Origin of the sequence: Streptomyces sp. NBC_00597, from assembly GCF_041431095.1 — a bacterium.
GTDB lineage: Bacteria > Actinomycetota > Actinomycetes > Streptomycetales > Streptomycetaceae > Streptomyces.
In genome coordinates this window covers 4,502,162-4,526,249 of sequence record NZ_CP107757.1, presented here as the reverse complement: position 1 = coordinate 4,526,249, position 24,088 = coordinate 4,502,162, and the positions used below count along the sequence as shown (strand labels likewise).

Genomic DNA, 24,088 nt, shown 5'->3' with positions numbered 1-24,088 from the left:
CGTTGTTGGGTCCTGAAGGTACGGCCGTAAGGTCATGTCTTCAGTGCCGGCCCCAGTGAACTCGCCAGCTTGTCTGGTGGGGTGATGGGTGGCTGGTCGTTGTTTGAGAACTACACAGTGGACGCGAGCATCTGTGGCCAAGTTTTTAAGGGCGCACGGTGGATGCCTTGGCACCAGGAACCGATGAAGGACGTGAGAGGCCGCGATAGGCCCCGGGGAGCTGCCAACTGAGCTTTGATCCGGGGGTGTCCGAATGGGGAAACCCGGCAGTCGTCATGGGCTGTCACCCACTGCTGAACACATAGGCAGTGTGGAGGGAACGAGGGGAAGTGAAACATCTCAGTACCCTCAGGAAGAGAAAACAACCGTGATTCCGGGAGTAGTGGCGAGCGAAACCGGATGAGGCCAAACCGTATGCGTGTGATACCCGGCAGGGGTTGCGCATGCGGGGTTGTGGGAATTCTTTTGATCGGTCTGCCGGCCGGTCGGCGAGTCAGAAACCGTTGATGTAGTCGAAGGACATGCGAAAGGTCCGGCGTAGAGGGTAAGACCCCCGTAGACGAAACATCAGCGGCTTGCTTAAGAATCTCCCAAGTAGCACGGGGCCCGAGAAATCCCGTGTGAATCTGGCGGGACCACCCGCTAAGCCTAAATATTCCCTGGTGACCGATAGCGGATAGTACCGTGAGGGAATGGTGAAAAGTACCGCGGGAGCGGAGTGAAATAGTACCTGAAACCGTGTGCCTACAAGCCGTGGGAGCGTCGCTGTATGTGCTTGCACATACAGTCGTGACTGCGTGCCTTTTGAAGAATGAGCCTGCGAGTTAGCGGTGTGTAGCGAGGTTAACCCGTGTGGGGAAGCCGTAGCGAAAGCGAGTCCGAATAGGGCGATTGAGTTGCACGCTCTAGACCCGAAGCGGAGTGATCTAGCCATGGGCAGGTTGAAGCGGAGGTAAGACTTCGTGGAGGACCGAACCCACCAGGGTTGAAAACCTGGGGGATGACCTGTGGTTAGGGGTGAAAGGCCAATCAAACTCCGTGATAGCTGGTTCTCCCCGAAATGCATTTAGGTGCAGCGTCGTGTGTTTCTTGCCGGAGGTAGAGCACTGGATAGGCGATGGGCCCTACCGGGTTACTGACCTTAGCCAAACTCCGAATGCCGGTAAGTGAGAGCACGGCAGTGAGACTGTGGGGGATAAGCTCCATGGTCGAGAGGGAAACAGCCCAGAGCATCGACTAAGGCCCCTAAGCGTACGCTAAGTGGGAAAGGATGTGGAGTCGCAGAGACAACCAGGAGGTTGGCTTAGAAGCAGCCACCCTTGAAAGAGTGCGTAATAGCTCACTGGTCAAGTGATTCCGCGCCGACAATGTAGCGGGGCTCAAGCGTACCGCCGAAGTCGTGTCATTGCAGCAATAGGGCCAACGCCCGCTGTGATGGGTAGGGGAGCGTCGTGTGCCGGGTGAAGCAGCAGCGGAAGCTAGTTGTGGACGGTTCACGAGTGAGAATGCAGGCATGAGTAGCGATACACACGTGAGAAACGTGTGCGCCGATTGACTAAGGGTTCCTGGGTCAAGCTGATCTGCCCAGGGTAAGTCGGGACCTAAGGCGAGGCCGACAGGCGTAGTCGATGGACAACCGGTTGATATTCCGGTACCCGCTTTGAAACGCCCAATATCGAATCAGGCGATGCTAAGTCCGTGAAGCCGTTCCGGACCCTTCGGGGAAAGGAAAGTGGTGGAGCCGACGAACCAGACTTGTAGTAGGTAAGCGATGGGGTGACGCAGGAAGGTAGTCCAGCCCGGGCGGTGGTTGTCCCGGGGTAAGGGTGTAGGCCGAGGGGTAGGCAAATCCGTCCCTCATTAAGGCTGAGACCTGATGCCGAGCCGATTGTGGTGAAGTGGATGATCCTATGCTGTCGAGAAAAGCCTCTAGCGAGTTTCATGGCGGCCCGTACCCTAAACCGACTCAGGTGGTCAGGTAGAGAATACCGAGGCGTTCGGGTGAACTATGGTTAAGGAACTCGGCAAAATGCCCCCGTAACTTCGGGAGAAGGGGGGCCATCACTGGTGATCGGACTTGCTCCGTGAGCTGGGGGTGGCCGCAGAGACCAGCGAGAAGCGACTGTTTACTAAAAACACAGGTCCGTGCGAAGCCGTAAGGCGATGTATACGGACTGACGCCTGCCCGGTGCTGGAACGTTAAGGGGACCGGTTAGTGCACTTTCGGGTGTGCGAAGCTGAGAACTTAAGCGCCAGTAAACGGCGGTGGTAACTATAACCATCCTAAGGTAGCGAAATTCCTTGTCGGGTAAGTTCCGACCTGCACGAATGGCGTAACGACTTCTCGACTGTCTCAACCATAGGCCCGGTGAAATTGCACTACGAGTAAAGATGCTCGTTTCGCGCAGCAGGACGGAAAGACCCCGGGACCTTTACTACAGTTTGATATTGGTGTTCGGTTCGGCTTGTGTAGGATAGGTGGGAGACTTTGAAGCAGCCACGCCAGTGGTTGTGGAGTCGCCGTTGAAATACCACTCTGGTCGTGCTGGATGTCTAACCTCGGTCCGTGATCCGGATCAGGGACAGTGTCTGATGGGTAGTTTAACTGGGGCGGTTGCCTCCCAAAGGGTAACGGAGGCGCCCAAAGGTTCCCTCAGCCTGGTTGGCAATCAGGTGTTGAGTGTAAGTGCACAAGGGAGCTTGACTGTGAGACCGACGGGTCGAGCAGGGACGAAAGTCGGGACTAGTGATCCGGCGGTGGCTTGTGGAAGCGCCGTCGCTCAACGGATAAAAGGTACCCCGGGGATAACAGGCTGATCTTCCCCAAGAGTCCATATCGACGGGATGGTTTGGCACCTCGATGTCGGCTCGTCGCATCCTGGGGCTGGAGTCGGTCCCAAGGGTTGGGCTGTTCGCCCATTAAAGCGGTACGCGAGCTGGGTTTAGAACGTCGTGAGACAGTTCGGTCCCTATCCGCTGTGCGCGTAGGAATATTGAGAAGGGCTGTCCCTAGTACGAGAGGACCGGGACGGACGAACCTCTGGTGTGCCAGTTGTCCTGCCAAGGGCATGGCTGGTTGGCTACGTTCGGGAGGGATAACCGCTGAAAGCATCTAAGCGGGAAGCCTGCTTCAAGATGAGTATTCCCACCTCCTTGAGAGGGTAAGGCTCCCAGTAGACGACTGGGTTGATAGGCCAGATGTGGAAGCCCGGTAACGGGTGGAGCTGACTGGTACTAATAGGCCGAGGGCTTGTCCTCAGTTGCTCGCGTCCACTGTGTTAGTTCTGAAATAACGAACAGCTGTGATTTTAGCCAGCGTTCAAATTTCATAGTGTTTCGGTGGTCATAGCGTTAGGGAAACGCCCGGTTACATTCCGAACCCGGAAGCTAAGCCTTTCAGCGCCGATGGTACTGCAGGGGGGACCCTGTGGGAGAGTAGGACGCCGCCGAACAATCATTGTGGGAAAGCCCCGCACCTTCTGGTGCGGGGCTTTTCTGCGTTTCAGGGGCACTGTCCGAAACGGGCCAGGTAGTGCCATACCCGCTTGAGGGCCTGTTCGTCGTACCGGCCGGAGCGGGCCGCAGCGCCGAGGATGCGGGGGGTCAGCAGACCCGCGACGGCGATCGCCTCACCGAGGTCGACGTACGCCTGCCCCCGGTAGTCGGGGTGCCGTCGGAGTTCGTCGACGGTGAGACGGAAACCGGCGTGCCATTCGACCGCGCAGGGAAGCTTTTCCGCTGCCGCCTCGACATCGGTGTCCCGATGGCTGGGGTCGAGTACGAGCGCGTCGACATCGCGGTCGATCCGGACGGGGGCGTGGACCTGGGCCTCGATGTAGTCGTCCAAGACGTCCTGGTCGTCGGCCTCCGCGAGCTCGATCAGGGACATGCGGTCGGCGACGCCGAAGGACTCCGGTTCGAGGTAGCTGTCCGGGTAGCAGAACGTCGTCCGGGACAACGCGTCCGCGGTGAGACGGAAGTGCGCGGAGCCGAAGCGGGGCGCGGCCCCGACCTGGCGGCGGCGGAAGTTCAGGGCCCCGTACACCGGGCGGGTTTCGGCCGGTGCATCGTCGTAGGCGCCACCGAAGATGCGGCTTTCCCAGAGCCAGCGTGCTCCACCCGCATGTGCGGTGAGGCCTCCGTTGCTGGTTCCCGTGACGAACTGGGAGCGGTACACGCCCTCTTCGACCAGGGCGGTCAGGATGTGGCCGTCACCGAACAGGCGGTCCGGATGGAAGTTGAGCGTCACCGAGAGGTCCGGGTCCAGCGGGGGCCCCGAGGAGAGATCGGAGACGTGGCGCAGAGCCCGCGTGTGGGGATTCATGGATGCAGTGTGCAGCAGGCTGTGATTGGATCCGGGCTCATGAACGATCATGTGATGCGTCCGGTGCGTGCGGACGAATGGGAGAAGGTCAAACAGCTGCGGATCGCCGCGCTCAAGGACCCGGCCGCGCCGGTGGCCTTCCTCGAAACCCTGGCGCAGGCAGAGGCCAGGTCGGACGAGTTCTGGCAGGACCGGGCGCTGGGGGCCTCGCAGGGCCGGCACGCGCGGCAGTTCGTGGCCGAAGCACCCGACGGGCAGTGGGTCGGGTCGGTGACCGTGCTGGTCGAGGAGGGCGGGACGACCGACTATTTCGAGCAGCCCGTCGCGCAGAGCCAGGGACACCTGGTGGGTGTCTACGTGCAGGCCGAACAGCGGGGCATCGGACTCACCGAAGCCCTCTTCAAGGCCGCGCTGGACTGGGCCTGGTCGCTGGAAGGGCCGGCGCTGGAACGAGTACGGCTCTTCGTGCACGAGGACAACGGGCGGGCCGGGGCCTTTTACCGGCGTTTCGGTTTCCGGGCCACCGGGCAGGTCCTGCCGGTACCGAGCGACCCGGATGCCAAGGAGCTCGAACTCGTGCTTCCGCGGCCGTAGTCCGCGCCGCTCAGCTGTGGGTGGGCTCGAACGCCGCCTCGGGCCAGCGGGCGCGGGCCTGCTCGCGGCTGCGGCACAGGGCGAGCAGCGGGAGGGAATCCTGCTGCAGGAGCTCCGGGAGTTGGGGGATCGGGGCCACGGCCGCGACGTCCTCCAGGACCAGCGTGAGTGGTGGGTCGAGCCGGCCGTGGGATGACCGTGCGGCCATGCGGCGGCCGTGCTCGACCACGCTCGCGGTGAGTGCGGTCAGCAGGGGCATCGCACCCGGGTGGGTGCGGGGGTCCTCCAGCGGTTCGCCCACCACGTAGAGGGTGCCCCCTTCCGTCACGAACGAAGCCAACGTCAGTGCATCTGTTCGGTTCGGGTTGCAGGCCTCACGGATGTGGATCGACGTCAGGCACGACAGGGCACGGGCCGTCAGGTACTGGGCCTGTTCGCGGCGTTCGGGGTGGGCGGTGAGGGCGCTCTCCAGCTCGCCGGCGGCGCCGGGGGCGGCGTGGCGGTGCGTACGGAGGATGCGTACCGGGTCCTGGGCGCTGTTGCCCTGGGCCCAGCGGTGCAGCTGTTTGAACGGGCGGCCGTCGAGGGCGGCGGCCTGGAGCCAGCTGCGCAGGAGCGTTTCCGCCGTGTCGGCGATGGCGGCGTCCATCCGGGCCTGCGGGCGTACGGGGGCCAGGAGCGCGATCGCGCGGGCGGCGGCGGTGTCGCGGTCGGCGCAGGCGTCGGCGGGGTTCCAGTGCATGCGGGCCGGGGTGTCGCACAGGTGCGAGGGGTCGTAGAGGAGGACCGGGCCGAGTTTGGCGCGGGCGTCCTTCGTCTCCGCCCAGAGGGCGGGGGAGGAAGTGAGGACGAGGGCCGGACCTTCTGCTGCCGCCAGGGCTTGGGCGGCCAGGGGGTGGCGTAGGGCGGGGCTGCCGTACGCCATCCGGCCGGGGCCGCCGGGGGCTTCGTCCCCGGAGCCCCGCGCCTCAAACGCCGGCGGGGCTGGGGTGGGCAGGGGGGCTGCCGTCTCCGAGGTCGGGTAGGGCAGCGTTGCCGGGTTCGGGGTGGGCGGTGCCGGGCGGGAGCTGCCGGGGGCTTCGTCCCCGGAGCCCCGCGCCTCAAACGCCGGCGGGGCTGGGATGGGCAGGGGGGCTGCCGCTTCCGAGGTCGGGTAGGGCAGCGTTGCCGGGTTCGGGGTGGGCGGTGCCGGGCGGGAGCCGCCGGGGGCTCCCGCCCCGGACGCCCGCGCCTCAAACGCCGGCGGGGCTGGAGCGGCTGGGATGGCTGGTGGGTGGGGGGATTTGCGGCGGGATTTGGTGCGGGCGATCACGCCCATCACGAAGACCGTCAGGACGAACAGGACCAGGAGTTGGCTGATGAACAGGCCCCAGAACAGGCCCCAGCCCGAGAGGGCCGCCGGGTCCGTGTCCGGCCAGGCTCCCGTGACGTCGTGCGGTTGAGTTATCAGGGCGCGGACCGCCCCCGGGGTGCGGGTGAAGGTCACCGTGGCCGGCCAGGATCCCTTGGCGAAGAGGGCGGCCAGGCCCGTCGACGTCCAGACCAGGGCCGCCAGGCCGAGGAGGAAGGCCAGGAGGCCGACGAGGACTCCGTCCGGGATGCCGCCCTGGCGTCTGGGGTCGCTCTCGTGCACGGTCATGCCACCGTGGTCGCCGAGCCCGGGCCGCCGTTGCGGTGGCGTTCCATGAGGAGGGCCCTCTCCTCCGCTTCGATCTCGGCGGCCAGCAAGTCGTCCGGGAGCTGGTGGGCGGCGGAGGACTCGGTCATCGCACGGTCGGTGTAGACGAGGGGCCGTTCCGCCTCGGTGATCAGGTGTTTGACCACCTGGACGTTGCCGTTGACGTCCCAGACGGCGATGCCCGGAGTCAGGGTCGGGATGATCTCCACGGCCCAGCGGGGCAGACCGAGGACCCGGCCCGTCGCCCTGGCCTCGTCCGCCTTCTGGGCGTAGATCGTGCGGGTCGAGGCCATCTTGAGGATGGCCGCGGCCTCGCGGGCCGCCGCTCCGTCGACGACGTCCGAGAGGTGGTGGACGACGGCGACGAAGGACAGGCCCAGGCGGCGGCCGAACTTCAGGAGGCGCTGGAACAGCTGGGCCACGAAGGGGCTGTTGATGATGTGCCAGGCCTCTTCGACCAGGAAGATGCGCTTCTTGCGGTCCGGGCGGATCCAGGTGTGTTCCAGCCACACGCCGACGATCGCCATCAGGATCGGCATGGCGATGGAGTTGCGGTCGATGTGGGAGAGGTCGAAGACGATCAGCGGGGCGTCGAGGTCGATGCCGACGGTCGTGGGGCCGTCGAACATGCCCCGCAGGTCGCCGTCGACGAGGCGGTCGATGACCAGCGCCACGTCGAGGCCCCAGGCCCGGACATCGTCTATGTCGACGTTCATCGCGTGGGCGGACTCGGGCTCCGGGTGGCGCAATTGCTCCACGATGTCGGTCAGCACCGGCTGGCGGTCGCGGATGGTGTCGACGACGTACGCGTGCGCGACCTTGAGCGCGAAGCCGGAGCGCTCGTCGAGGCCGTGGCCCATGGCGACTTCGATGATGGTCCGGAGCAGCGCGAGCTGGCCGGTCGTCGTGATCGCCGGGTCGAGGGGGTTGAGGCGGATCCCGTCGTCGTTGGCGGCGATGGGATCCAGGCGGATGGGGGTTATCCCCAGCTGCTGGGCGATGAGGTTCCACTCGCCGACACCGTCCTCGCCCTGGGCGTCGAGGACGACGACCTGGCGGTCGCGGAAGCGGAGCTGGCGCAGTACGTACGTCTTCTCCAGGGCCGACTTGCCGTTGCCGGACTCGCCGAGGACCAACCAGTGCGGGGCCGGGAGCTGCTGGCCGTACAGCTGGAACGGGTCGTAGATGTAGCCCTTGCCGCTGTAGACCTCGCGGCCGATGATGACGCCGGAGTCGCCGAGCCCGGGGGCGGCGGTGGGCAGGTAGACGGCCTGCGCCTGCCCGGTGGAGGTGCGTACGGGCAGGCGCGTGGTTTCGACCTTGCCGAACAGGAAGCTGGTGAAGGCGTCCGTCAGAGCGGACATGGGATCTCGCATGGGCGGCACTTCCCTCCAGCTAGCGTCGGATGCCGGTGGCGAACGGCAGGGTGTTGACGAAGGCACGGTGGTGCTCGCGGTCACACCATTCGAGCTTCAGGTACGACTTGCCGGCCGAGGCGCGGATGGTGCGCTTGTCCCGAGCCAGGGCTTCCGGGGATCGCGACGACACCGTGATGTACCCGACCAGGTTGACTCCTGCCGCACCGCTGGCGAGATCTTCACCTCTTTGGTCGAGTCGGCCGTGGGCGGCGATGTCGCGGGGGTCGACGGTCCGGTTCATCTTGGCGGCGCGGCTGGCGTCGGCCTCGTCGTTGGTCTTCTCCGTGAGCATGCGCTCGATGGCCACCTCGGTGGGCTCCAGATCCATGGTGACGGCGACGGTGCGGATCACGTCCGGGGTGTGGACGAGGAGGGGGGCGAGGAAGTTCACGCCGACCGGGGTCATCGGCCACTCCTTCACCCAGGCCGTGGCGTGGCACCAGGGGGCGCGGGTGGAGGACTCGCGGGTCTTGGCCTGGAGGTACGTGGGTTCCACTGCGTCGAGTTCGGCCGGCCAGGCGTTGCGCTTGGTCATGGCCTGGATGTGGTCGATGGGGTGGTCCGGGTCGTACATGGAGTGCACGAGGGAGGCGAGGCGGCCCTGGCCGAGGGGCTGGCGGACGCGGATGTCGGCCTCGGCGAGGCGGGCGCAGATGTCGGTGAGCTCGCGGGCCATCACGATGGCGAGGCCGGCGTCGCGGTCGAGCTTGCGGCCCTTGTGGGGGGTGCCGGCGCGGGCGATGGTGTGGGCCTCGGCGGCGAGTTCGCGCGTGTAGTGCATACAGGCGACGAGGTACGCGCGGTGCTGCTCGGAGGAGGTGGAGACCATCGACTGGAGCTGGTCGTAGGAGTCGCGCAGCCAGACGGGGGCGCGGGTGTCGCCGCGCTGGGCGACGTCCTTGGCGTGGGCGTCCGGGTCGGCGGGGAGCGTGCGGGCGAGCATCTGGAGGCGGGTGACGAACCCGTCGCCGTTCGCTACGTGCTTGAGGAGGGTGCCGAAGCGGTCGACGAGGGCTTCCTGGTCCTCGCTGTCGCGCAGGCCGACGCCGGGGCCCTCGATCTCGATGGCGGCGGTGACGGTTCTGCGGTCGGCGTGCAGGAGGACGGCGATCTCGTCGGGGCCGAAGGGGGCGGCGAGCCAGTTGATCCGGCCGATGCCGGGGGGTGGGCCGACCTCGACCTCGCGGCCGTCGGCGGCGCGTACGCCGGCCTCCATGGAGCCGGAGCGGTACGTCGTACCGCGGCGCAGGGTGCGCTTGTAGCTGCGGTTGATCTCGAACCACTTGTAGAAGGTGCGGCCCTTGTACGGGACGTACACCGCGGCGAGCGCGAGCATGGGGAAGCCTGCGAGGCTGACGATGCGCAGGGTGAGGTCGGGGACGAGCAGGCCGCTCATCATGCCGAAGAACGCGCCGACGATGATCAGGGCGATCTCGCCGCTCTCGCGGTTCTTGCCGACGACCGCGTTCGGCCGGGCCCGGCCGATGAGATACGTGCGGCGGGGCGCGACCGGGTGCAGCTGGTGGGACTGGGTCGTCAACGCCCGTCACCTCCTGTGTTCCTCGTACTCGATCCGGAGCGGGGCGCGGGTGCGGCGGAGGGGACAGATCCGCCGCCTCCGCCGCCGGAGGTGGGGCGGCTGCTGTGGGCGGCCACGCCTCCGGAGATGGGGTTGGCGGGGCGGGGGGCGCTGGAGGCGCCGCCGTCACCGCCTCCGCGGTGGGCGCCGCGGCTGCTGTGCGTCTTGATGCCCTGGGATACGAGGGAGGCCGGGGAACTGATGACGGCGGCGGCCTGGGCGCCGTCGGTGGCCTTGCTGCGGTTCGAGCGGGCGGAGGCGATCTCGTCGCCGAAGCCGGGTACGAAGCGGTAGATCATCGCGGAGGCGAAGATCGCCAGGAGGATGATCGCGAGGCCGGAGACGACGGCGGAGAAGGCGTTCGGGCCCTTCTCGCTGGCGAGGGCCCCGGCGAGGCCCAGGACGATGACGATGACCGGCTTCACGAGGATGACGGCGATCATGATGCCGGCCCAGCGGCGGACGTGGCCCCACAGGTTCCGGTCGACGAGCCCGGCGTAGACGACGACGCCGAGGAGGGCGCCGACGTAGAGCAGGGCGGCCCGGATGAACAGTTCGAGGAACAGGACGCCGGCGGCGAGGACCGTGACGAGCGAGACGACGATCAGCATGATCGGGCCGCCGCCGATGGAGTCGCCCTTCTTCAGGGCCTCGGTGAAGGAACCGAAGAACACGTCGGTCTGGCCGCCGGACGCCGAGGCGATGACCTCGGTGACGCCGTCGGTGGCGGAGACGACGGTGTAGAGGATCAGCGGGGTGAAGGCGGAGGCCAGGACGGTGAGCCAGAGGAAGCCGACGGCTTCGGAGATGGCGGTGGTGAGGGGGACGCCGCGGATGGCGCGCTTGGCCACGGCGAAGAGCCAGAGGACGAGCGTGAGGATGGTGGAGGCGGCGAAGACGATGGCGTACTGCTTGAGGAAGGCGCCGTTGGTGAAGTCGACGTTGGCCGTGCCGTTGACCGCTTTGCTGAGCTCGGTGACGATCCAGGCTGCGGCGTCGGCGCAGCCCTTGGCGAGCGAGGCCAGGGGGTTGAGGGCGTCGGCGGGGTCGCTGGGCGCGAGCCCCGTCTTGGGAGCCCCGGCGGCGCCACCGCCCCGCTCGCAGTACTGCTTGGCAGGGCCGATGAGGAGGTCGCAGGGATTGTTGCTGGCCTGCGGGGACGGTGACGGCGACGGCGGCGCAGCGTAGGCGCGGGCCGCAAGCGATACGACGGCCATGTGCACAGAGGCGATGACGCCCAGCCGGAGCCGGAGGCTAGCGGGCATAGGTGAACCCTCCGAACTCCTTGATGGCCTTGCTGATGTCGTCGGACGTCGATGCGGCGACGTCACCGGGTACGGGAGCGGGACCGTCCTGCTGGTCATCGTCGACGACCTTCCAGTCGTCACCCGCCCACGTCAGCTGGAACGTCCAGGTTTTCCAGGTGGTCCGGACCGGGTCATTGGACTTGGCGCCGGACATGCCGATCAGGCCTGTGTACCAGACCGAGATCTTCGCGCTGGTCGGGCTGTAGCTGTCGACACGGGTGCCGACCGGCACGGTACGGGTGACGAAGGTGCTGTCCTGCGGTGGGTTGCCGTTCGCGTCGAGTCCGAGCTTGGCGAGGAAGCTGGCGGAGTACGCCTCGTCCTGCGGGCCCTTCAACCGGGCCGCCGCATCAGGCGTGTAGATGCCGTCCACGAGGGCATGGCGGCTGTTCTTTTTGAACATGACGTCAGAGCCGAGCGCGACCGCGTAATTGGCGGCCGCCGATTGGGCTCCTTGTTCGTCGTGCGCGAAGCCCTTCGGGATTCCGCCGTTCTTGCCGTCCACCGGGTGGGTGCCCGTGGCTTGGGTGGTGGACGGGGAAGGGGGGGTGTCCGCCGAGGGGGTGGTCGGGGTGTCTCCCGACTGGTTCGCGAACGCGATCGCGGCGATCAGGAGCACCACCACGCCGACCACCGTGACCAGGCTCCGCGAGGTGCGCGGGGTGCGGCGGGGCGCGCCGTACGGGTCCGAGGGGGACTCCGGGAGGCGGGTGCGGGTCTGGCCCGTGCCGCCGATCTCGCCGTAGCCGCCGCCGGTGCCACCGCCGTACTGGTCGTCGTTGCTCATTCCGTGTCCGCCCCCTCTGCGTCGTACGACGGTGGTGTGGTGAGTCCTCATCAGGTCCGGCTGCCGGTGGGCGGTCCGGCTAGACGGCCATTCCGTAGACGATGGTGAAGAGGGTCCCGAGGGAGCCGATGATGAAGACGCCGGTGAGGCCGGCGACGATCAGGCCCTTGCCTTGTTCCGCGCTGAAGGTGTCGCGCAGGGCCGTCGCGCCGATGCGCTGCTTGGCCGCGCCCCAGATGGCGATGCCTAGGCAGAGGAGGATCGCGACGGCCATGACCACCTCGACCATGACCTTCGCTTCGTTGCCGAGACTGCCGAACGGCCCCCAGTTCGGGGCGATTCCGCCGATGATGGTGGTGATGTCGCCCTTTTCGGCTGCCAGGATCATGTAACTCACCGCCCCTGTATGGGTAGTTCTGGTATCCCGTGCCCGACGGCAGGGGTCACGTACTATCTTCGCTGATGAAACCGCCGTCGTACGTCGACTTGACGGCTCTCTTTACCCGATCTCCCGCCCTTTGGCCCGCTCGCGCGCTCTGACCTGGGCACGGGCGGTGGGGTATGCGAAAGAACGTATGGTCACTCTGTGTATCACGGGGTGTGACCCCGGGCAATGATTGGCCTCTCGCCGTGCGGGGGGCTGTTCGGGGCGGGGCCGTTCGGCGCAGTGGGTGGGCGTGTCGTTGGGCCGAGCTGCTGACGTTCGTCCGACATTCCGTCAGTCGTTCCATCCGTAGGGCGGGTTGCGGGAGATGCTCCAGACCGTTCGGGCATGACGACGCGAGGAGTGGACGGATGGGTTCGAAGGGTTCCGCATCGAAGGTCGGCCGGCGGGCCCGGCTGGCTGGTGGTTTCGCAGTTCCGTTGGCGCTTGCGCTCACCTGTGCCTCGGTTCCGGCGGTGGCCGCAGTCCAGGGCACGACCGCGGCCGAGGCGGCCGGCGGGAGCAGCAGATGTCCGGAGCCGGATGTGAGGACGCTGCCGGCCACGGCGCCGAAGGCGGCCAAGACGAAGGAGGCCAAGACCGGGAAGGCCGCCGGGGCCGCCGGGGCCGCCAAGGTCAAGAAGGCCGGCAAGGCGGTGCCTGCGAATCCGTGCGGGCCGAAGGGTGACCGGGGACCCCAGGGCCCCAGGGGTGATCGCGGGCCGCATGGGCCCAAGGGGCCGAAGGGCGACAAGGGACCCAAGGGCGACAAGGGCGACAAGGGACCCAAGGGCGACCGGGGTCCGAAGGGTGAGCACGGGCCGCACGGGCCGTGCGAGGACATCGACACGACGCTGGGGCAGAACGCCCTGGAGTTCAGCGCCGCGCTGCACCGGGGCCGGACGTTCCTGGGCGTACGCCCGGTGGTGCCGGTCGCAGGCCCGTACGTCTGGAGGGACCTCACCACTCAGCTGAACCCGGGGCATCCGCGCAACGCGTGCGGGGTGTCGGTCAGTACCGCCACCTCCACGACCGCGGCCACCGCCGTCGCCATCTACACGGTGTACGTGAAGGTGCTGACGACGACGGGCGAGGTGTACGAGAACCAGTGCACCTACGCGCCGACGGGTGCGCTGACCTGCCCGTCCGGCTGGACCGCGATCATCAGGCCCTGAGGCGTTACGCGGACCAGTGGGCGGGCCGGGCCAAGGTCGCGGGGATCTTGGTCGCGGTGTCGCCCCTGGCCGCGTTGAGCTGCGCCTGGGTCAGGAAGACGGCGTCGCGCAGGTCCGCCCCGCGCAGGTCCGCGTCGCGGAAGTCCGCACCGATCAGGTCCGCCAGGCGGAGGTCCGCGCCGCTGAGGTCGGCGGCGATCAGGTAGGCGCCGCGGAGGTTGGCGCCGCGCAGGTCCGCGCCGGCGAGGCGGGCGCCCATCAGGTCGGCGCCGCGGTGGTTCTTCTTGCGGGCCGGGGCCCCGGCGCGGGCCAGTTCGCTGGCGCGCAGCAGGAGCGTGTTGATGCGGCCGCGGAGGGCGCCGACGTCCAGGGTGGCGAGGGCGTCCGCCTCGGCCGCGGTCCACTGCGAGGTCTCGGTCTGCGCGCGGCGCAGCTCGGCGTGGACCGGGGCGGCCGCCGTGAGGGTGAGTGCCTCGGTGACGTAGAAGAGCAGCTCGTGCAGCTGCCGCATCACCGGGAAGGCCTCGTACATCGAACCGGCCGTGCCGGGGTGCGCGCGCCAGTCTCGGCCGCCGAAGGTCACCTGGGAGACCTGCTGGCCCGCGCCGAAGCAGTCGAAGACGGTGCAGCCCTGGAAGCCCTTGTCGCGCAGCCGGGTGTGGATGCCGCAGCGGAAGTCCTGCTGGAGGTTCGTGCAGGGGGTTCCGGCGGCCTTGTTCACCGCGAAGTCGTTGGACTTGGCGAAGGGCAGGGCGACGCAGCACAGCGCGAAGCAGTTCGAGCAGTCCGCCTGCAGGACCGGCAGGGCAGGGCGGGCGGGGCGGGCAGGGCGGGCGGGGTTGCCGGGCGCGGCGGGAGTGGCGGACACCCGTCCATTGTCAACGGTCCGGGGCGGTGAGCTGCATCTGGAGGGCCGACCAGCGGACGCCGTCGACCTCCTCCACGTCCTCCAGTATGCGCCCGGCGCGGAAGCCGAGCTTCTCGTAGAGGCGCACGGCCGCGGTGTTGTGGGTGTAGACGCCGAGGTCGAGCGCGGACAGGCCGAGCTCGCCGAAGGCGCGGGCGACGGCGAGTGTGAGGAGGCTCTCGCCGAGGCCCCGGCCGCGTGCCTCGGGGGCGATCAGTACGCGGCCCAGGCGGGTGCCGCGTACGGAGACGTGGCCGAGGGGGGTTCCGTCGGGGGAGGCCGCGGTCCAGGTGTGGCGGTCCGGCTCGGCGGCGTACGTGGTGAGCTGGGCGTCGTCCAGGGGCCAGGTGAAGGCGGGTCCCGCCCAGGTGACGAGCTCGGCCCGGGTGGTGATCCAGCGGCGCAGGGCTGGGGCGTCGGCTTCGGGGCGGAACGGGCGCAGGGCGAGCGGTGACGGCATCGAGTTCATCCCTCAAGTATTGGTGTACGGAACCGGGTTGATCGCCGGGGCGGGCGCGGTGAGCATCCGTACATGACAGAAGTGATCGCAGTTGCCGTCATCACCCTCCTCGCCGTGATCAGTCCCGGCGCCGATTTCGCCATGGTCGTCCGCAACAGCTATCTGTACGGGCGGCCCACCGGGCTGTTCGCGGCGGCCGGTGTCGCCGCCGGCGTGCTGGTGCACGTCTCGTACACGATGCTCGGGGTCGGTCTGCTCATCGCCTCCTCGACCACCCTGTTCACGGCGATCAAACTGGCGGGCGCCGCGTACCTGGTGTGGATCGGGATCCGGACCTTCCGGGCGCGGGCCGAGGTGACCGTCGACCTGGAGTCCAAGCCGCAGCTGACCATGCTGGGCGCGATGCGGTCCGGGTTCCTGACCAATGTGCTCAACCCGAAGACCACGCTGTTCGTCGTGTCGACGTTCACACAGGTGGTGGATCCGCAGACCCCGGTGTGGCAGCAGGCCGGGTACGGGCTGTTCATGTCGGCGGCGCACCTGGGCTGGTTCGGCGCGGTCGCGCTGTTCTTCTCGAACTCCCGGCTGCGCGACCGGATGCTCAAGGCGCAGAAGACGCTGAACCGGGCGATCGGCTCGGTGTTGGTGGGGCTGGGCGTCGGGCTGGGCTTCGCCCGTTGAGCCGGCGCCGCGCTGAGGTGCGGTTGTTCCGTGAAGGCCTGGCGAGACGGGTTACCTGTCGGTAGCGTGCCGGGCATGGCGATCTCCGAGGCGTTCTACGAGCGGGTCGATGCCGGGCGGTTCCTGGCCACCGAGTACACGCGCGGGCCGTGGGACCCGGGCTCGCAGCACGCCGGGCCGCCGGCCGCGCTGCTCGGGCGGGCCGTGGAGGAGCGGGACGGAGCCCGCGCGGACATGCGGATCGCGAGGATCACGTACGAGATCCTGCGGCCGGTGCCGATCGGGGCGCTGGAGGTCACCACCTCCGTGCTGCGGGCCGGCCGCAGCACGGAGGTGGTGGAGGCCGCCCTCGCCCCGGCCGGGGCCGCGCCGGTGATGCTCGCGCGGGCGCTGCGGATCCGGGTGGCCGGGGAAGCCGTGCCGGGCGTGGCGCCGGGGCCGCAGCTGCCGCCGCCCGGGGAGGTGGGGGTGACGCCGTTCTTCCCGGTGCCGTGGGAGACCGGCTACCACTCGGCGATGGAGACCCGGTTCACCGAGGGCGCGTTCGTGGAGCAGGGGCCCGGCACCTGCTGGATGCGGATGAAGGTGCCGCTCATCGCCGGCGAGGAGGCCAGGCCGCTGGACCGGGTCCTGGTCGCCGCGGACTCGGGCAACGGGATCAGCTCGGTCATGGACTTCGGCCGGTACGTCTTCATCAACAGCGACCTGACCGTGCACCTGCACCGCCACCCGGTCGGCGAATGGGCGTGCGTGGAGGCCCGTACGAGCGTCGACGCGGCCGGGATCGGGCTCGCGGACTCCCGGCTGCACGACGAGAAGGGGCCGATCGGGCGCAGCGCGCAGAGCCTGTTCGTCGCGCCGCGGGGTTAGCCGACGGGGGTGGTCAACCCGCCTGTCCGGCGCGGGAGTCGGTGTGGCAGGCTCGTGCCGGTGGAGGCCCTGAGAGACGTCGACCCCGCCCGGATCGGGGCATACGCGCTGCTGGCTCGGCTCGGTGCCGGTGGAATGGGGCAGGTGTACCTCGGGCGCTCGCCCGGTGGGCGCCTGGTGGCCGTGAAGGTGATCCGGGACGAGATCACCGGGCACCCGGAGGCCCTCGCCCGGTTCCGGCGCGAGGCCGAGACCGTACGTGCGGTGCGGTCGGCGTACACGGCGAACCTGATCGACGCCTCGCTGGCGGCTCCGCCGTTCTGGCTGGCCACGGAGTACGTGGCGGGACCGACGCTCGCCCGTGCGGTGGCGGAGCGCGGCGCCTTGCCCGCGGACACCTGCCGGCGGTTGTTCGCGGCGCTGGCGGAGGGGCTGGCCAGCGTCCACGCGTACGGGGTGACGCACCGGGACCTCAAGCCGCAGAACGTCATCCTCGGCGGGCAGGGGCCGCAGCTCATCGACTTCGGCATCGCGCGCGGCGTGGGCGAGACGGCCCTCACCCAGGACGGCCAGGCACCGGGGACGCCGGGGTACACGGCGCCCGAGGTGCTGCTCGGTGCGGAGGCGGGGGCCGCGGCGGACGTGTTCGCGCTGGGTGCCACGCTCGCGTACGCGGCGACGGGGCGGCCGCCGTTCGGTACGGGCGTGGCGGCGACCGTGGGCTACCGGGCGGTGCACGAGCCGATCGACGTGGCCGGGGTGGAGCGGGGGCTGGCGGCGCTGATCGAGGCGTGCGTGGCGAAGGACCCGGCGGCGCGGCCGACACCGGCCGAGGTGATCGGCCGGTGCGGGGTGCGGGACGCGCTGATCGACGATCCGGTGTACCCGGGGCTGGGGGCGCTGGGCGAGGCGGTCCCGCTCCACGAAATGCGCACCCAGGGCCCGGGCACACCACCCGGCTACACGCCGACGCAGCATGCGGCCTCGCCTCCGCCGAGGCATGGGCGCAGGGGCGTCCGGGTGGCGGTCGGTGTCGCGCTGGCGGCGGTGGGGGCCGTGGCGGTGTGGAAGCTGCCGCTGGGCGGCCAGGGTGGCGGCGCCGACGACCGGGCGGGCGCACAGGGGCGGAATCCGAGCCCGAGTCAGAGTCAAAAGGGGAACCCGAGTCCCGACGGGCAGGCCACCGGCAGTCCTGCGGCGCAAGCGCCGGCCGGGCCACCCACGTTCATCCGGCAGACCGCGCCCAATCTGGACGACTTCGACCCCGTCAACAACCGGTGCGCCCGGCCCGTGGAGGAGGACGCCATCCTGGGCTTCCAGAGCTCATTGCCCAGGACCCTGGACGACCCCCAGCTGAAGTCGGGCAAGGTGCAGATCGGCTACCGGGTCAAGAACGCGCTGCCCAACGTCCCGCCGTACTACGTGGCCGTCGTCGTGAAGCCGCAGCACGAGGTCGACGAGAACGGTCGGTCCACGGCGGTGACCGACAACCGGCAGCTCGGCTTCGTTGCCAAAGCCCGGGACCTGTACGAGGGTGATGAGTTGGAGTGGAAGTACGTCACGTACCCGGACGACTTCTCCATGCAGCTGAACGGCAAGACGGTCAAGGCGCCGCCGCTCTCGCAGGATCCCGGTGGGTGGACGGTGGTGTTCCGCCACGCCACCTCGGATACGGATCACAAGAGTTTCGACTGCGTCGGATTCGACAGCGGGCCGCAAAAGGGGTAAATCCGACACGTCACGGCGAATGCCGGTGAAAAAACGGTCGATGGGGGAGGGTTGACGGGTGCGCAGATTCTGGGTGATCAGCGGGATCAGCTTCGGGGCGTGTCTGTGCTTCGTGGCTCTGCTCGTGGTCGGCACGTACTCCGCCGCCGCGGGCATCGCGACCGGTGGCGGCCGCGCCGTCGGCCTCGCCAAGGGTGCCGTTCCCGGGAAGTACCAGGCCCTGGTACAGAAGTGGGGCGTGCTCTGCCCGACCCTGAGTCCGGCCATCCTCGCCGCCCAGCTCTACTCGGAGAGCGGCTGGGACCCGGACATCGTGAGTCCGGCGGACGCGCGCGGCATCGCCCAGTTCATCCCCGGCACATGGGCCACCCACGGGATCGACGGGGACGGGGACGGCGATCGCGACATCTGGGACCCGAACGACGCCATTCCCTCGGCGGCTTCGTACGACTGCGAGCTGGCGAGCTCGGTGCGGAACGTTCCCGGAGACGCCATCAGCAACATGCTGGCCGCCTACAACGCCGGCCCCGGGGCGGTGCTCAAGAACCAGGGCGTGCCGCCGTACCGCGAGACCCAGGGGTACGTGAAGACCATCACGACCCTCGCCAAGAGCTTCGAGCGGCCCGTCGGGAGGGTTGCGCCCTCGCAGCAGGCCGCCGGGGCGATCTACTTCGCGCAGAAGCAGTTGGGGACCCCGTACCTGTGGGGCGGCAACGGGACGCCGGACCAGGACGGGCGGTTCGACTGTTCGGGGCTGACCAAGGCGGCGTACGAGTCGGTGGGGATCGAGCTGCCCCGCGTCGCCAACGACCAGTACAACGCGGGTCCGCATCCCTCGCGCGGTGAACTGCTCCCCGGTGACCTGGTGTTCTTCTCCGATGATCTGACGAACTCCCGGGCGATCCATCACGTCGGCCTCTACGTGGGCGGCGGGTACATGATCAACGCCCCGTACACCGGCGCGGTGATCCGCTTCGACAAGATCGACACCCCGGACTACTTCGGCGCGACCCGCGTCACCAAGGACGGGGCCGAGGCCCTGCCCGACCGTACGGCCGACGCCAAGTCCCCTTAGCCGCACGGTTGGCGACGCTGCGTTAACCGAGGGCCCTGAGCTGCGACGATGAGTCACTCTTCGATAACGTTGCCGTGATCATTCGGTGGAGAGTGGAACGTGGGCTTCAGAACGGGCGTTCCATGGACACAGGCTTGATCAACCGGGGGGGTTCAGGGGCGCACACAGGGGTGCGCCCGAGGGGAACCAAGCAAGGCTAAGGGGCCGTATCGCCATGGCTGGACTCACAAGTGGTGGGCCGAACGTGGACGTAAGCCTGCTGTACGACGTCAACGGGCTGGCCCGGCACGCCCCGGCCGCGGTCGACCGGGCCGTCGGCCTCGTCGGAGCGTACGGAATCCCGCTGGCCCTGGTCCTGCTCTTCTTGTGGTGCTGGCACGGGATGCGCAGGCAGGAGGAGCCCACCGCCTCCGAGTCGTTCGCCGCGCTCGTATGGGCTCCCCTCGCGGCCGCGCTCGCCCTCCTGTTGAACGTCCCGCTGCGCGCGCTCGTCGCGCGGCCGCGGCCGTACATGGAACACGACGGCCTCGACGTGCTCGCACCGCACTCCGGCCCCGGCGACTTCTCCTTCGTCAGCGGCCACGCGACGCTCGCGATGGCCCTGGGCGTCGGCCTGTTCCTCGCGAACCGCAAGCTCGGGCTCATCGGGATCGGGCTGGCCCTCGCCGAGGGCGTCTGCCGCGTGTACCTCGGGGTCCACTACCCGACCGACGTCATCGGCGGCTTCGCCCTCGGCACCGCCGTCGTCCTGGTGCTCGCCCCGCTCGCGATGGCGCTCCTGACCCCGGTGGTGCGGGCGGTGGCCCGTTCTCCGCGCGCCGGCCGACTGGTCCGCGCCAAGCGCCGCGCCCTGCCCCGCCCGGTGGACCTCGCGCAGCCCCAGACCCCGCCGCCCGCCTGCCGCCCCCACGAGAGCGACCTCGCCGCCTAGGTCCTTGCGTACGCGTCCCATACGGAGAGCAGGACCGCCGCCACCAGGCACAGGCAGGCCACGACGAAGCACACGCGGACCGCCGCCGGGCGGGGGCGCGGGCGCGGGTTCACGGTTCGCCGTGCTCCGTGCCGTGCTCCGTGCCGTGGTCCTGCGAGTCGTCCTCGCGGCGGTACCGGGAACGCAGCCACAGGCCGGTGGCCACGGACGCGATGACGGTCGCCCCGATGGCCAGGGCCACGTCGGCCGGGCCGTCCGCCGAGCCCGTCGGGCGCGCCGAGGCCACGGCGGCGGGCGTGAGGGCGATGAGCAGGGCCCAGAGGAGGGCGGCGACGCGGGGTGCGGGTCCTGGCATGCATCCAGGGCATCCGCTCCCGGGGGCGTCGGCCAGCCGGGCCGTCCGAACGGGCGATCAAGAGCCCCCGGGACCACGCGGACACGGCTTCACGGTGAGGTGTGCCGGGTGACGTCCTTCCGGGCCAGGTCGCGGGAGCGGCGGGCCGGACCTCTCCAGCCGCAGGTGCACAGGGCCAGGCAGAACGAGCCGCGCTCGGTGGTGCTCGTGTCGTGCTCGGCGGGGGGCCGCTCCGTGGGACGGGGGAACGGCACGGCTTCAAGCGGAGGGACCAGCGACGCTTTGGTGTGCGAATCCACACCACCAAGGTACCTGCGTCCGGCAAGGGGTCCGGGCCGCGGTGGCCCGTGACGGGAAACCCGGGACCTCGTTAAGCGGAGCGGGTGGGGGCCTCGGGCAAACAGCGGTCATGCGTTGGGGGTTGGCAGGCGATGGTGGAGCACCAGCTCAGGCGGCGGCGCGGGCGTGCGGGCGAGGCGGTGCTCGCCCTCGGGATGGCCGTGACCTTGTCCGCGACAGGTGGGTGCGCGGCCGCGGACAAGGACGACGACCGGCCCCCCGCCGATCCGGCCGCGACCGTGCGGGCGGCCGCCGACCTGCTGGTCAGGACCGGCAGTGCGCAGGCCCGTACGGCGATGGAGATGGCCACCGGCGGGACCCGGGTCACGATCCGCGGCGAGGGCGGCGTCGACTTCAAGAACCGGATGGGCCAGCTCCTGGTGATGCTCCCGGCCGACGCGGCGGGCAAGGACGAGCACCGGCCCATCACCGAACTGCTCGTCCCCGGGGCCCTGTACATGAAGAACCGGGGCGCGGGCGTGCCCGCCGACAAGTGGGTCCGCGTCGACACGACGACCCTCGCGGACGGGAACCTGGTCACGGGCGGGGCCACGGACCCGCTGGCCGCCGCCGAGCTGCTGCGCGGCGTACAGGAGGCGACGTACGTGGGTGAGACCGAGGTGGCGGGCACCAAGGTCCGGCACTACCGCGGGACGACCGACATCGGCGAGGCCGCGAAGAACGCCTCACCGGCGGTCAAGGGGGCGCTGGAGGCGGCGGCGAAAGGGTTCAGCAAGGGCACGGTCCCCTTCGACGTGTACCTCGACGAGGAGGGCCGGCTGCGGAAGGTCCGGCACCGCTTCAGCTACGTCAACAATGGCGTGATCGATGTCTCCTCCACCACGCTGCTCTACGGGTTCGGGACGCCGGTGACCGTCGTATTGCCCGCAAGCGGGGACATTTACGCCGGGAAGATCGCCGGGTAGCCGGCCGGACGGTCCCGGGGCGGCGCGATCGGGCCATGGCCCGGTATCCGGAAATGGTCCATCCGTGTCATGCGCACAGCGCCCCGCCCTCCCTACGCTGGGACAGAGCGCCTACGACCGATGACCGATGACGGCAGATTGAGGTGACACGCGTGACTCCCGCAGGCGGTACGACGGTGCAGGACCACGTGGCGCTCGCCGAGATCGAGCTGTGCGGCGAGCTGATCATCGCGGCGTCCACTGCGGACGAGGAGCGGCTCAGCCAGGACCGGATCGACGAGGTTCTGATGGGTCTCGGGCTGTAGCCGCATCCGTTGCCGATGACCGGGGGTCGCCGTGCTCGGGTGCTCAGGTACGCAGCAGGCGCGCGATCGCCTTCGTCGCTTCCTCCACCTTGGCGTCGATCTCGGCGCCGCCCTTGACGGCCGCATCGGCGACGCAGTGCCGCAGGTGCTCTTCGAGCAGCTGGAGCGCGAACGACTGGAGGGCCTTCGTGCTCGCCGAGACCTGCGTGAGTATGTCGATGCAGTAGACGTCTTCGTCGACGAGTCGCTGCAGACCCCGGATCTGGCCCTCGATCCGGCGCAGCCGCTTGAGGTGCTCGTCCTTCTGGTGGTGGTAGCCGTGCACCGTGCCGGTACCGGTGGCGACGTCGGCTCCGGAGCCCTCCGCCTCGATGGCAGTCATGCGTCCTCCCGTGGTCCGGATCGAGGGGCGCATACCCCTCATGGGTATAGGTTACCGGGCTCTTGTCGGAGCGGCAGGGGCCCGTGCTCCTCACTCTGCCTGATGGAGGACACTGGGGAACCGCCCGGAACCGCCGGTTAGCCGTGGCCGGGGGATGCGCCTAGCATCAGCCTGACCGAATCCAATGCACCCCGAGGACCTCACGTGCGATTTCGTCTGACCCCCAGGGAGACGAGCTTCTACGACATGTTCGCCGCATCCGCGGACAACATCGTCACGGGCTCCAAGCTCCTGATGGAACTGCTCGGAGCGGACTCCTCCGCCCGGGCCGAGATCGCGGAGCGGATGCGGGCAGCCGAGCACGCGGGGGACGACGCCACCCACGCGATCTTCCACCAGCTGAACTCCTCCTTCATCACGCCGTTCGACCGCGAGGACATCTACAACCTGGCCTCGTCGCTCGACGACATCATGGACTTCATGGAGGAGGCCGTCGACCTGGTCGTCCTTTACCAGGTGGAGGAGCTCCCCAAGGGTGTCGAGCAGCAGATCGAGGTGCTGGCGCGGGCGGCGGAGCTGACCGCCGAGGCCATGCCGCACCTGCGGACGATGGACAACCTGACCGAGTACTGGATCGAGGTCAACCGCCTTGAGAACCAGGCCGACCAGATCCACCGCAAGCTGCTCGCCCAGCTCTTCAACGGCAAGTACGACGCCATCGAGGTGCTGAAGCTCAAGCAGATCGTCGACGTGCTCGAAGAGGCGGCCGACGCGTTCGAGCACGTCGCGAACACGGTGGAGACCATCGCGGTCAAGGAGTCCTGAACCTCGTGGACACCTTCGCTCTGATCGTGACCATCGGTGTCGCGCTCGGTTTCACGTACACCAACGGTTTCCACGACTCTGCGAACGCGATCGCGACCTCGGTCTCGACCCGCGCGCTGACCCCGCGCGCCGCCCTCGCGATGGCCGCGGTGATGAACCTCGCCGGTGCCTTCCTGGGCAGCGGCGTCGCCAAGACGGTCAGTGAGGGCCTGATCGAGACGCCCACGGGCAAGACGGGCATGTGGATCCTCTTCGCGGCCCTGGTCGGCGCGATCGTCTGGAACTTGGTCACCTGGTACTTCGGGCTTCCCTCGTCCTCCTCGCACGCGCTGTTCGGCGGCATGGTGGGCGCGGCGCTGGCCGGCGGCACCGAAGTCATCTGGTCGGGAGTGATCGACAAGGTCGTCATCCCGATGTTCGTCTCGCCGGTGGTCGGCCTGGTCGTCGGTTACCTGGTGATGGTCGTCATCCTGTGGATGTTCCGCCGGGCCAACCCGCACAAGGCCAAGCGCGGCTTCCGCATCGCGCAGACGGTGTCCGCGGCCGGCATGGCGCTCGGCCACGGTCTCCAGGACGCGCAGAAGACGATGGGCGTCGTGATGATGGCCCTGGTCATCGCCGACGTGCAGCAGAACGGCGACGCGATCCCGGTCTGGGTCAAGCTCGTGTGCGCCGTGATGCTGTCGCTGGGCACGTACGCGGGCGGCTGGCGCATCATGCGCACGCTCGGCCGCAAGATCATCGAGCTGGACCCGCCGCAGGGCTTCGCGGCCGAGACCACCGGTGCATCGATCATGTTCGGCTCGGCGTTCCTGTTCCACGCGCCGATCTCCACCACCCACGTGATCACCTCGGCGATCATGGGCGTGGGCGCGACCAAGCGGGTCAACGCGGTCCGCTGGGGCGTCGCCAAGAACATCGTCATGGGCTGGTTCATCACCATGCCGGCCGCGGCCCTGGTCGCCGCGCTCTGCTTCTGGATCGTCGACCTGGCCTTCGTCGGCTAGCCGTCCGTACG

The 24,088-nt window shown here is 68.8% G+C and carries 23 protein-coding genes and 2 rRNA genes; 13 read left to right on the top strand and 12 right to left on the bottom strand.

The genetic code is table 11. From position 1 onward, the window contains the following. The first annotated feature begins 135 nt into the window (after nt 1–135). Together OG974_RS20320 and rrf are read left to right on the top strand one after the other, a co-directional pair. Nucleotides 136–3,258, top strand: a 23S ribosomal RNA gene (locus OG974_RS20320). 77 nt (nt 3,259–3,335) lie between these two features. Then, nucleotides 3,336–3,452: ribosomal RNA gene (rrf, locus tag OG974_RS20315) — 5S ribosomal RNA — on the top strand. A 50-nt stretch (nt 3,453–3,502) separates the two neighbouring features. Here the strand turns inward: rrf and OG974_RS20310 are convergent. Next, entirely contained in the window at nt 3,503–4,324 is an 822-nt protein-coding gene (locus OG974_RS20310) for a DUF3626 domain-containing protein (RefSeq protein WP_328763131.1), read from the bottom strand. Between the two features lie 39 nt (nt 4,325–4,363). Here OG974_RS20310 and OG974_RS20305 point away from each other — a divergent pair, with 39 nt between their 5' ends. Beyond that, entirely contained in the window at nt 4,364–4,918 is a 555-nt protein-coding gene (locus tag OG974_RS20305; RefSeq protein WP_328763130.1) for a GNAT family N-acetyltransferase, read from the top strand. Nucleotides 4,919–4,928: 10 nt separating this feature from the next. Here the strand turns inward: OG974_RS20305 and OG974_RS20300 are convergent, their stop codons facing one another. The 6 genes from OG974_RS20300 to OG974_RS20275 form a co-directional block, all read right to left on the bottom strand. Next, nucleotides 4,929–6,557 carry a type VI secretion protein gene (locus OG974_RS20300; RefSeq protein WP_371643975.1) on the bottom strand — a complete coding sequence of 543 codons (1,629 nt, stop codon included), beginning with the start codon at nt 6,555–6,557 and terminating at the stop codon, nt 4,929–4,931. Beyond that, nucleotides 6,554–7,972 (bottom strand): ATP-binding protein, encoded by a 1,419-nt coding sequence (locus OG974_RS20295; protein ID WP_327284111.1) that lies wholly within the window; start codon nt 7,970–7,972, stop codon nt 6,554–6,556. Before OG974_RS20295 ends, OG974_RS20300 begins: the two co-directional genes overlap by 4 nt. A gap of 19 nt (nt 7,973–7,991) precedes the next feature. After that, on the bottom strand, nt 7,992–9,554 hold the full coding sequence (locus OG974_RS20290) for an SCO6880 family protein (RefSeq protein WP_327284110.1): 1,563 nt from the start codon (nt 9,552–9,554) through the stop codon (nt 7,992–7,994). Next, nucleotides 9,551–10,858 (bottom strand): hypothetical protein, encoded by a 1,308-nt coding sequence (locus OG974_RS20285; protein WP_328763127.1) that lies wholly within the window; start codon nt 10,856–10,858, stop codon nt 9,551–9,553. Before OG974_RS20285 ends, OG974_RS20290 begins: the two co-directional genes overlap by 4 nt. Then, the gene (locus tag OG974_RS20280) at nt 10,848–11,687 is read right to left on the bottom strand and encodes a hypothetical protein (protein ID WP_328763126.1); all 840 of its coding nucleotides are present in this window, start codon (nt 11,685–11,687) and stop codon (nt 10,848–10,850) included. The genes OG974_RS20285 and OG974_RS20280 overlap by 11 nt, the downstream gene beginning before the upstream one ends. A 79-nt stretch (nt 11,688–11,766) precedes the next feature. Then, nucleotides 11,767–12,075 (bottom strand): hypothetical protein, encoded by a 309-nt coding sequence (locus OG974_RS20275; protein ID WP_136213834.1) that lies wholly within the window; start codon nt 12,073–12,075, stop codon nt 11,767–11,769. Between the two features lie 407 nt (nt 12,076–12,482). Here OG974_RS20275 and OG974_RS20270 point away from each other — a divergent pair, with 407 nt between their 5' ends. After that, nucleotides 12,483–13,286, top strand: a complete 804-nt coding sequence (locus OG974_RS20270) for a hypothetical protein (protein ID WP_371643972.1) — start codon at nt 12,483–12,485, stop codon at nt 13,284–13,286. 4 nt (nt 13,287–13,290) lie between these two features. On the opposite strand, the gene OG974_RS20265 is transcribed toward OG974_RS20270, so the two are convergent. Continuing rightward, nucleotides 13,291–14,154 (bottom strand): pentapeptide repeat-containing protein, encoded by an 864-nt coding sequence (locus OG974_RS20265; RefSeq protein WP_371643970.1) that lies wholly within the window; start codon nt 14,152–14,154, stop codon nt 13,291–13,293. Nucleotides 14,155–14,164: 10 nt separating this feature from the next. Then, the gene (locus tag OG974_RS20260) at nt 14,165–14,662 is read right to left on the bottom strand and encodes a GNAT family N-acetyltransferase (RefSeq protein ID WP_371643968.1); all 498 of its coding nucleotides are present in this window, start codon (nt 14,660–14,662) and stop codon (nt 14,165–14,167) included. Between the two features lie 63 nt (nt 14,663–14,725). Between OG974_RS20260 and OG974_RS20255 the strand changes: the two genes are divergently transcribed. The 5 genes from OG974_RS20255 (at nt 14,726) to OG974_RS20235 (ending at nt 19,938) form a co-directional block, all read left to right on the top strand. Further along, nucleotides 14,726–15,334, top strand: coding sequence for a LysE family transporter (locus tag OG974_RS20255; protein WP_327284105.1), 609 nt, complete (start codon nt 14,726–14,728; stop codon nt 15,332–15,334). A gap of 75 nt (nt 15,335–15,409) precedes the next feature. Then, a complete protein-coding gene (locus OG974_RS20250; RefSeq protein ID WP_329313887.1) occupies nt 15,410–16,204 on the top strand; it encodes a thioesterase family protein in 795 nt (264 codons plus the stop codon). A gap of 60 nt (nt 16,205–16,264) precedes the next feature. Next, a complete protein-coding gene (locus tag OG974_RS20245; protein ID WP_371643966.1) occupies nt 16,265–17,932 on the top strand; it encodes a serine/threonine-protein kinase in 1,668 nt (555 codons plus the stop codon). 58 nt (nt 17,933–17,990) lie between these two features. Further along, nucleotides 17,991–19,007: an NlpC/P60 family protein gene (locus OG974_RS20240; RefSeq protein ID WP_328763122.1), complete on the top strand. Its 1,017-nt coding sequence runs from the start codon at nt 17,991–17,993 to the stop codon at nt 19,005–19,007. A 214-nt stretch (nt 19,008–19,221) separates the two neighbouring features. Then, nucleotides 19,222–19,938: a phosphatase PAP2 family protein gene (locus OG974_RS20235; RefSeq protein ID WP_327284102.1), complete on the top strand. Its 717-nt coding sequence runs from the start codon at nt 19,222–19,224 to the stop codon at nt 19,936–19,938. A 109-nt stretch (nt 19,939–20,047) separates the two neighbouring features. On the opposite strand, the gene OG974_RS20230 is transcribed toward OG974_RS20235, so the two are convergent. After that, nucleotides 20,048–20,293 carry a hypothetical protein gene (locus OG974_RS20230; protein ID WP_371643964.1) on the bottom strand — a complete coding sequence of 82 codons (246 nt, stop codon included), beginning with the start codon at nt 20,291–20,293 and terminating at the stop codon, nt 20,048–20,050. Nucleotides 20,294–20,382: 89 nt separating this feature from the next. Further along, complete coding sequence (locus OG974_RS20225; RefSeq protein ID WP_371643962.1) at nt 20,383–20,592, bottom strand: hypothetical protein; 210 nt, start codon at nt 20,590–20,592, stop codon at nt 20,383–20,385. A gap of 132 nt (nt 20,593–20,724) precedes the next feature. Here OG974_RS20225 and OG974_RS20220 point away from each other — a divergent pair, with 132 nt between their 5' ends. After that, a complete protein-coding gene (locus OG974_RS20220) occupies nt 20,725–21,558 on the top strand; it encodes a hypothetical protein (RefSeq protein WP_327284099.1) in 834 nt (277 codons plus the stop codon). A 152-nt stretch (nt 21,559–21,710) separates the two neighbouring features. Beyond that, on the top strand, nt 21,711–21,863 hold the full coding sequence (locus tag OG974_RS20215) for a hypothetical protein (RefSeq protein ID WP_327284098.1): 153 nt from the start codon (nt 21,711–21,713) through the stop codon (nt 21,861–21,863). Nucleotides 21,864–21,906: 43 nt separating this feature from the next. Here the strand turns inward: OG974_RS20215 and OG974_RS20210 are convergent, their stop codons facing one another. Next, a complete protein-coding gene (locus tag OG974_RS20210; RefSeq protein ID WP_054220707.1) occupies nt 21,907–22,245 on the bottom strand; it encodes a metal-sensitive transcriptional regulator in 339 nt (112 codons plus the stop codon). A 204-nt stretch (nt 22,246–22,449) separates the two neighbouring features. On the opposite strand from OG974_RS20210, the gene OG974_RS20205 reads away from it, so the two are divergent. Next, complete coding sequence (locus tag OG974_RS20205) at nt 22,450–23,070, top strand: DUF47 domain-containing protein (protein ID WP_030157116.1); 621 nt, start codon at nt 22,450–22,452, stop codon at nt 23,068–23,070. A 5-nt stretch (nt 23,071–23,075) separates the two neighbouring features. Then, a complete protein-coding gene (locus OG974_RS20200) occupies nt 23,076–24,077 on the top strand; it encodes an inorganic phosphate transporter (protein WP_327284097.1) in 1,002 nt (333 codons plus the stop codon). Nucleotides 24,078–24,088 lie beyond the last annotated feature (11 nt).